Raw genomic sequence first — 6,473 nt, 5'->3', positions numbered from 1 at the left:
CTTATGACAAAAGTGCTGCCATTGGACCATGTATTTACGTCCCATCAAGCCCTATTGATCCTAGTACAGAAATCAAACTAGAGATTTTTAGAGACGGGAAAATTGTTTTTAGCCAAAGTATTGAAATAAATCAAATGAAAAGAACTCATTCTGATTTGGTAAAATACCTTTACACTGAATGCACTTTCATGAATGGGTGCTTCTTAATGACCGGTACTGGAATAATCCCAGAGGATGAATTTTCTCTTCGAGTGAACGATAAAGTGGAGATAAGCATTGAAAACATAGGTACATTATCCAACACCGTAGAAACTAAATAACATGAGTATTCAAGGACAGAACATTATTGGCTTCGGCACTTCTTCTGACGGGACAGTAGCCCTTCAGGCTGTTAATCCAGCTTCTGGAGAGAATTTAGGCCCTCTTTTTTATAATGCCACTTTTGAAGAACTAGACACCGCTGCAGATTTAGCTCAAGAAGCTTTTGCGGTTTATAGAAAGAAAAGTGGAAAAGAAAAAGCAGCATTCCTAAAAAAAATAGCAGACGAAATAGAGGCCTTAGGAGATGAATTAACAGATAGATATACTGCCGAAACGGCACTTCCCACTGGAAGAGCACAAGGAGAGCGAGGAAGAACCTGTGGACAACTACGTTTGTTTGCATCATTATTGGAAGAGGGCTCTTGGTTGAATGCCAAAATTGACCTAGCCATACCACACAGACAACCATTACCTAGAGTAGATTTAAGATCTATGGAAAGGCCCTTAGGTCCAGTGGCCGTATTTGGTGCCAGCAATTTCCCTTTAGCATTTTCAGTAGCTGGTGGAGATACCGCTTCTGCATTAGCCGCTGGCTGTCCAGTAATTTTTAAAGCACATCCTGCTCATTTAGGTACGTCCGAGTTGGTCGGAAAAGCGATACAAAAAGCCGCACAAGCATCTGGAATGCCGAACGGTGTGTTCTCAATGCTTCATGGAGACCCTGAACTAAGCCAAAGCTTAGTAAAACATCCTAGCATTAAAGCGGTCGGTTTTACGGGTTCCTATAAGGTAGGTAAGCTGCTATTTGATATAGCAAACGCTAGAACAGAGCCTATTCCTGTTTATTCTGAAATGGGTAGTACTAATCCTGTTTTTATACTTCCAAATTTCTTGGAAGATAAAAAGGAAGCACTCGCCGAAAATTATGTAAATTCTGTCAATATGGGCGTGGGACAATTTTGCACCAATCCAGGAATATTACTTATTCAAAAAAATCAATCTTTCATAGACATCCTAGAGCAGAAAGCAAAGGAAGCTACTGGAGGAAATATGCTAACAACTGGTATTAAGGATGCATACATTGGTGGAGTAGAAAACGCTAAGAAATACACTAAAGTAATTGCCATAGGTAAAAAAAGTCAAGGTCTTACAGGAGTGGAGCCTACCATCTTACATGCCGATTATCAAACCTTTAAAGACAATCCGCAACTTGATGAGGAAATCTTTGGACCAACCAGTTTAGTGGTAGAAGGAAACTCAAAAGAAGAGTATCTTGAAATTGCCAGAAATTTAGGCGGACATTTAACCGCTACTGTTCATGGTTCTGAAGAAGAATTGATAGCATACGCTGAGTTACTAGAAATACTTGAACAAAAAGTTGGCAGGTTAATTATAAACGGATTCCCAACGGGTGTAGAAGTGTCTCATGCCATGGTACATGGTGGGCCATTTCCGAGCACTACAAATAGTAGAAGCACTTCAGTAGGCACAGGAGCAATTACCCGTTATACACGCCCCGTTTGCTTTCAAGACATGCCAGATGCCCTACTTCCAGATGAGCTCAAAAGTAGCAATCCACTAGGTATTTGGAGATTGGTAAACGGAGAAATGACGAAATAAAATATGAACCTTCATCTAAACGAAAAAGTAGTAATTGTTTCTGGCGGTGCCAAGGGAATTGGTGAAGCCATCTGCTCACAACTTGCCCTAGAAGGAGCGTTCCCTGTCATAATCGGAAGAAACGAAGAAGACAATCAAGCCTGCCTAGACAAAATTAACGCTGCAGGTGGTTTTGGATATACCGTTAAAGCCGAACTTTCAAAACCAGAAGAGTGCGAAAAAGCCATTAAAGACATCATAAATCGTTTTGGAAAAATTCATGGTCTTGTTAATAACGCTGGTTTAAACGACGGTATAAGTCTTGAAAGTGGAAACTATGAAGGCTTTATGCAATCCATTCATAATAATTTAGTGCATTACTACTTGTTAGCTCATCATGCACTTCCTGCTTTAAAAGAGTCGAAAGGTAGTATCGTGAACATAACTTCCAAAGTAGCAGAAACAGGACAAGGTGGCACATCTGGCTACGCGGCAGCAAACGGTGGCAGGAATGCACTTACGCGTGAATGGGCGGTAGAACTTCTAAAATATGGCATTAGAGTAAATGCTGTTGTTGTGGCTGAGAGTTATACGCCAATGTACGAAAGATGGATAAGTTCATTGCCAGATGGAGAAGAGCAATTAAAAGAAATCAATAATAGAATTCCGTTAGGAAATAGGATGACCACAGTAGAGGAAATTGCCAATATGGTTGTTTTTCTTTTATCTAAACGTTCTAGCCATACCACAGGTCAAATTATGCATGTTGATGGTGGTTACGTACACTTGGATAGATCATTAATTAAGAAATAAGGTATCCCCCTTAAAACAAAAGAAGTTTTCAATAACCCTATATGGCGTCATTGAAAACTTCGTTATTTTTCAAATAGCTGTATTACTATCTTTCTTATTTCCCTTCGAGCTTGTACCACTCAATATTTTCAAGGTTACTTCTTCTTGTTACTTTTCCTTCAGGTGCATAATATTTCTCCAAATAGTCTAAGACTGCCGGTTCCGACTCCCCTAAATCCCATAGATTTTGTGTCTTTTGCATCCATCTAATTCTATCCTGCCAACCTGCCCTTGTAAATCTATTCATGGTAATCAATTTAGCGGAATGACATGCCGTGCATTGCCCTTTAACAAGCATCATGTTCTTATCTAAATGCAAACCGCTTTCTGCATCTATTCCCTCATATGAAACCTCAACGGCTTCATTGTTCACATTAAGCTGACTGTTCCTGCATTTTATGAAAACAAGCGAAAAACCAAACAATAGAAATAATAATAACTTCTTCATAAAATCAACTTTCTATTTTTACCGCAATTCTATGACAAGCGTTGTTCAAATAACCCTTAGGGTTCCATCCAGGAATAACCATTGGCTGAGAGATACCATCCGAATCTGTAGCTTTAGCCCAGATTTCATAATATCCAACTTGTGGAAATTCGACGACCGAAGACCAATGTTGCCATGCCAATCGGTTCACGGGAGACGCTAGCGTAGCTGCATGCCAAGTAGCACCAAAGTCAATGGAGACCTCCATTTTATCCACCTTCAAGTCACCTGCCCAAGCATGTCCTCTCAACTTCAACTTACTTCCCATTTTTATGATAGCTCCAGTTTTGGGATAAGTCACCAGAGATTTTACGGGCATACTTTCAATAATCTTATAGTCTTCTTCTGGCACTTCTTGCCCCGGAGCAACAGGGTATTTTGGAACCTTATAACTTGTGCCAGTCATTTTAGGACCATCATGAACTATATTTCTAATACTTATTCTCTCCAACCACTTCCCTGAAGTGGAAGCTGGCCAACCACCAATAACCAACCTTAAAGGAAAACCATTCATAAAAGGAATTTCTTCGTCGTTAATAGCCCACGCCACTAAAGCCTCGTCTTCCATCGCCTTGGCTATAGGTACCCCTCTAGAAATCGGCTTCTCATCAAGACTTCCACTTAAGTGGGTATCCTTTCCATAATAACCGATGTATACCGCATCATTTTTTACACCAACATCATTTAAGATATCTTTCAATCTCACACCCGTCCATTTGGAACAATATACCGCTCCTTCTGCCCATTGATTTCCCGAAGCTGGAGGATTAAAACCTACTCTTCCATTTCCGCCACATTCCAATGTGAGTTGATAAGAGTAATGATTAAATTTCTCTTTTAGATCCTTAATGCTATACGTTTTCGAAGTAGCTGCAGATTCACCGTCAATTGTTAAAGTCCAATTTTCTATATCAACATCCTCTGGTGGTAAGCCATTATTTCTCACAAAAGCTTTATCCGCAGGAGTTACCTTATCATCCAGAAGATGCGGAGGCGTTTCCAAATTCCAAGGTTTATCATTAAGAACAACCAAATCAGGATGTTTTCCTGGCAGTATTTCCTCGGCCCCCTTAGCCCTAGATGTCAACTGAAAATTTTCTCTTTTAAGATTCTTTCCAAAAACTATTTCTGTACCCACCATGGTGGTTAAAGCGGTAAGAGCAGACTTTTTAAGAAAACCTCTCCTATTCCAAAACACTACCGACATATTCTATTTCTTTTTTCTTATTTCCCCAATAATAACATAAATCAACCATATCCAAGGGAAGCCGTGTAATACCAAATCAAAAAAATCTTTGGCTAGCATTCCTTCTCCTCCTCCAAAAAGCCATTTAAGTTTACCAAAAATGTGAGGTTCAGGAAAAAACGGAGCTAAACCCAGACTCAAAGAAACAATCAATGGAAAAACCCATTTAGGTAATTTCATAATTACAAACCACTTTTCTTCAAGTCCCCATAACCCGCCTGTGACAAATTAAAAACTTTATACCCTTTTTTAGACAAAACCTCGGAAGCCTTAGCACTCCTACCGCCAGCTGCACAGAAAACATAAACTGGTTTATCCTTATCTAATTTAACTAAGTTTTTTTCAAACTCCGAGTCATTATAATTGATCAGTATAGATGAGCCCAGTTGACCATCCGCCCATTCTTGAGGGGTTCTGACATCTAATAATTGTGCTTCTGAATTGCTCTTATAAGATGCCACAAATTCTTTTAAGGGTAAACTCTTAACTTGTGCCGACATATCTGTGCACGACATAAAAGCTACCAACACCAACAGGTAAAAAAAACGACTATAATTCTTCATATTCCACCTTTATTTTATTGTTCTTTTCCAACTTTTTACTTTCTATATCCTTTGTCTGACAAGCTCCGCAACCCACATTAAAAATGGATTGGTAAATAAAGAAAATTCCTACCACTGAAAAAATGTAATTACCATCAACTAGACTAACTCCAAATATATAACTTCCAAAAAGAAGCCTCAATATTCGGAACAAACTCCAAGGCATTTTTAACATCTCTAATAATACCATTTATTTAATTTTTTAATGTTACAATGCTATGAAGTTTTAAGCACTTTCTATTGAACATTTGTCACATGAAAATCAATGAGGTTCTCAATGGGATCTTTTAAAAACACTAATTCGTTGTCAAAATATTGACAAATCACCTCCCTAATTTGCTCTTGAAAATAATAACCCACCGAACCTACAAAACCAATTTTACGACCATCAACAATATCATAGGGTAAAAGATGATGTATCAAAAAATCCTCGAAAGCGTCTTTTAATAACGTTGAAACCCAAGCATGTTTTACATTACTACTTAAAAAAGGAGTAAAAGATGCAAAAAAAGCATTTGGTCTTTCTTCCCCGATACGTTTAAAAATCACTTCTCTTTCAAAAGAACCGAATTCATTTTCAAATAAGACAATGAGGTCCTGAGGCATTTCTTTTCTTAAATACGCCTTAACCACTCTTTTTCCCAAATCTGCACCACTGCCTTCATCACCCAACCAAAAACCCATTGAAGGCACTCCATTTATGATGCGTGCCCCATCATAAATTCCTGTGCAAGCACCTGTACCAAGTATGCACCCATATCCTTCATTATTCCCAAAAAGAGCCCTACAAGCCCCTAAAAAATCGGAATAAATATTAATCTCCACATCTCCTCCGAAACTTTTCCTTAAGGCATCCTCAATCATCTTTGATTTTTTTTCAGACGATACCCCAGAGCCATAGAAATGTATTTCCGTTATTTCCGCCTTGAATTCATCCTTTACCTTCTGAAGTACACCTGCTAATCCCATCTCATTCATAAAATGAGGATTTATCCCTTCCGTTTTTAAAAAACTTCTTGAAATTTCGTTACACAAAACCCAATTAGTTTTGCTAGACCCACTATCTGCTATAAGCTTCATTTTCTACAACCTGATTCCAGTACAATTATCCGTATTTTTGTCGATTATATTTGGATCAAGTATTATAAATGAACGAATACAACGAACATAGGCTTTCAAACGGGATAAGATTAGCCCATAGACAGGTTTCTCATACCAAAATAGTCCATTGTGGAATCATGCTAGACATTGGAAGCAGAGATGAAAAACCACATCAAACTGGTTTAGCTCATTTTTGGGAACACATGGCTTTTAAGGGTACGAAAAAAAGAAACTCCTACCACATCATTAATCGATTGGAATCTGTAGGCGGCGAGTTAAACGCTTATACTACGAAAGAAAAAATCTGTTTTTATGCTTCAGTGCT

At 38.4% G+C, this 6,473-nt stretch carries 10 protein-coding genes; 4 read left to right on the top strand and 6 right to left on the bottom strand.

All coding sequences use genetic code 11. The features are described from left to right. The 3 genes from ACTBZY_RS18405 to ACTBZY_RS18395 all read left to right on the top strand — a co-directional run. On the top strand, nt 1–320 hold a 320-nt coding region (locus tag ACTBZY_RS18405; RefSeq protein ID WP_463047827.1), incomplete at its 5' end, for a fumarylacetoacetate hydrolase family protein. 1 nt (nt 321) lies between these two features. Further along, on the top strand, nt 322–1,881 hold the full coding sequence (locus ACTBZY_RS18400) for an aldehyde dehydrogenase (NADP(+)) (RefSeq protein ID WP_463047826.1): 1,560 nt from the start codon (nt 322–324) through the stop codon (nt 1,879–1,881). A gap of 3 nt (nt 1,882–1,884) precedes the next feature. Further along, complete coding sequence (locus tag ACTBZY_RS18395) at nt 1,885–2,673, top strand: L-fucose dehydrogenase (RefSeq protein ID WP_463047825.1); 789 nt, start codon at nt 1,885–1,887, stop codon at nt 2,671–2,673. A 94-nt stretch (nt 2,674–2,767) separates the two neighbouring features. Here ACTBZY_RS18395 and ACTBZY_RS18390 read toward each other — a convergent pair whose 3' ends face one another. The 6 genes from ACTBZY_RS18390 to ACTBZY_RS18365 are packed head-to-tail and all read right to left on the bottom strand — an operon-like array spanning nt 2,768 to nt 6,127. Beyond that, on the bottom strand, nt 2,768–3,160 hold the full coding sequence (locus ACTBZY_RS18390) for a hypothetical protein (protein ID WP_463047824.1): 393 nt from the start codon (nt 3,158–3,160) through the stop codon (nt 2,768–2,770). Between the two features lie 4 nt (nt 3,161–3,164). Further along, nucleotides 3,165–4,406 carry a sulfite oxidase gene (locus ACTBZY_RS18385; RefSeq protein WP_463047823.1) on the bottom strand — a complete coding sequence of 414 codons (1,242 nt, stop codon included), beginning with the start codon at nt 4,404–4,406 and terminating at the stop codon, nt 3,165–3,167. Nucleotides 4,407–4,409: 3 nt separating this feature from the next. Continuing rightward, nucleotides 4,410–4,625: a hypothetical protein gene (locus ACTBZY_RS18380; RefSeq protein WP_463047822.1), complete on the bottom strand. Its 216-nt coding sequence runs from the start codon at nt 4,623–4,625 to the stop codon at nt 4,410–4,412. Between the two features lie 2 nt (nt 4,626–4,627). Beyond that, nucleotides 4,628–5,008, bottom strand: coding sequence for a rhodanese-like domain-containing protein (locus ACTBZY_RS18375; protein ID WP_463047821.1), 381 nt, complete (start codon nt 5,006–5,008; stop codon nt 4,628–4,630). After that, complete coding sequence (locus ACTBZY_RS18370; RefSeq protein ID WP_463047820.1) at nt 4,995–5,237, bottom strand: hypothetical protein; 243 nt, start codon at nt 5,235–5,237, stop codon at nt 4,995–4,997. Before ACTBZY_RS18370 ends, ACTBZY_RS18375 begins: the two co-directional genes overlap by 14 nt. 47 nt (nt 5,238–5,284) lie before the next feature. Next, a complete protein-coding gene (locus tag ACTBZY_RS18365; RefSeq protein ID WP_463047819.1) occupies nt 5,285–6,127 on the bottom strand; it encodes a hypothetical protein in 843 nt (280 codons plus the stop codon). A 68-nt stretch (nt 6,128–6,195) separates the two neighbouring features. Between ACTBZY_RS18365 and ACTBZY_RS18360 the strand changes: the two genes are divergently transcribed. After that, nucleotides 6,196–6,473: M16 family metallopeptidase (locus ACTBZY_RS18360; protein ID WP_463047818.1), on the top strand; the 278-nt coding region annotated here is incomplete at its 3' end.

It is taken from the genome of Arcticibacterium sp., assembly GCF_055134445.1.
Note: the sequence above shows the minus strand (reverse complement) of the source record. Positions and strands in the feature narration are given on the sequence as shown.

Coding starts and splice junctions, on each gene's coding strand:
- ACTBZY_RS18370 (WP_463047820.1), bottom strand. CDS start 5,237: ATGGTATTATTAGAGATGTTAAAAATGCCTTGGAGTTTGTTCCGAATA.
- ACTBZY_RS18400 (WP_463047826.1), top strand. CDS start 322: ATGAGTATTCAAGGACAGAACATTATTGGCTTCGGCACTTCTTCTGAC.
- ACTBZY_RS18385 (WP_463047823.1), bottom strand. CDS start 4,406: ATGTCGGTAGTGTTTTGGAATAGGAGAGGTTTTCTTAAAAAGTCTGCT.
- ACTBZY_RS18375 (WP_463047821.1), bottom strand. CDS start 5,008: ATGAAGAATTATAGTCGTTTTTTTTACCTGTTGGTGTTGGTAGCTTTT.
- ACTBZY_RS18395 (WP_463047825.1), top strand. CDS start 1,885: ATGAACCTTCATCTAAACGAAAAAGTAGTAATTGTTTCTGGCGGTGCC.
- ACTBZY_RS18365 (WP_463047819.1), bottom strand. CDS start 6,127: ATGAAGCTTATAGCAGATAGTGGGTCTAGCAAAACTAATTGGGTTTTG.
- ACTBZY_RS18380 (WP_463047822.1), bottom strand. CDS start 4,625: ATGAAATTACCTAAATGGGTTTTTCCATTGATTGTTTCTTTGAGTCTG.
- ACTBZY_RS18390 (WP_463047824.1), bottom strand. CDS start 3,160: ATGAAGAAGTTATTATTATTTCTATTGTTTGGTTTTTCGCTTGTTTTC.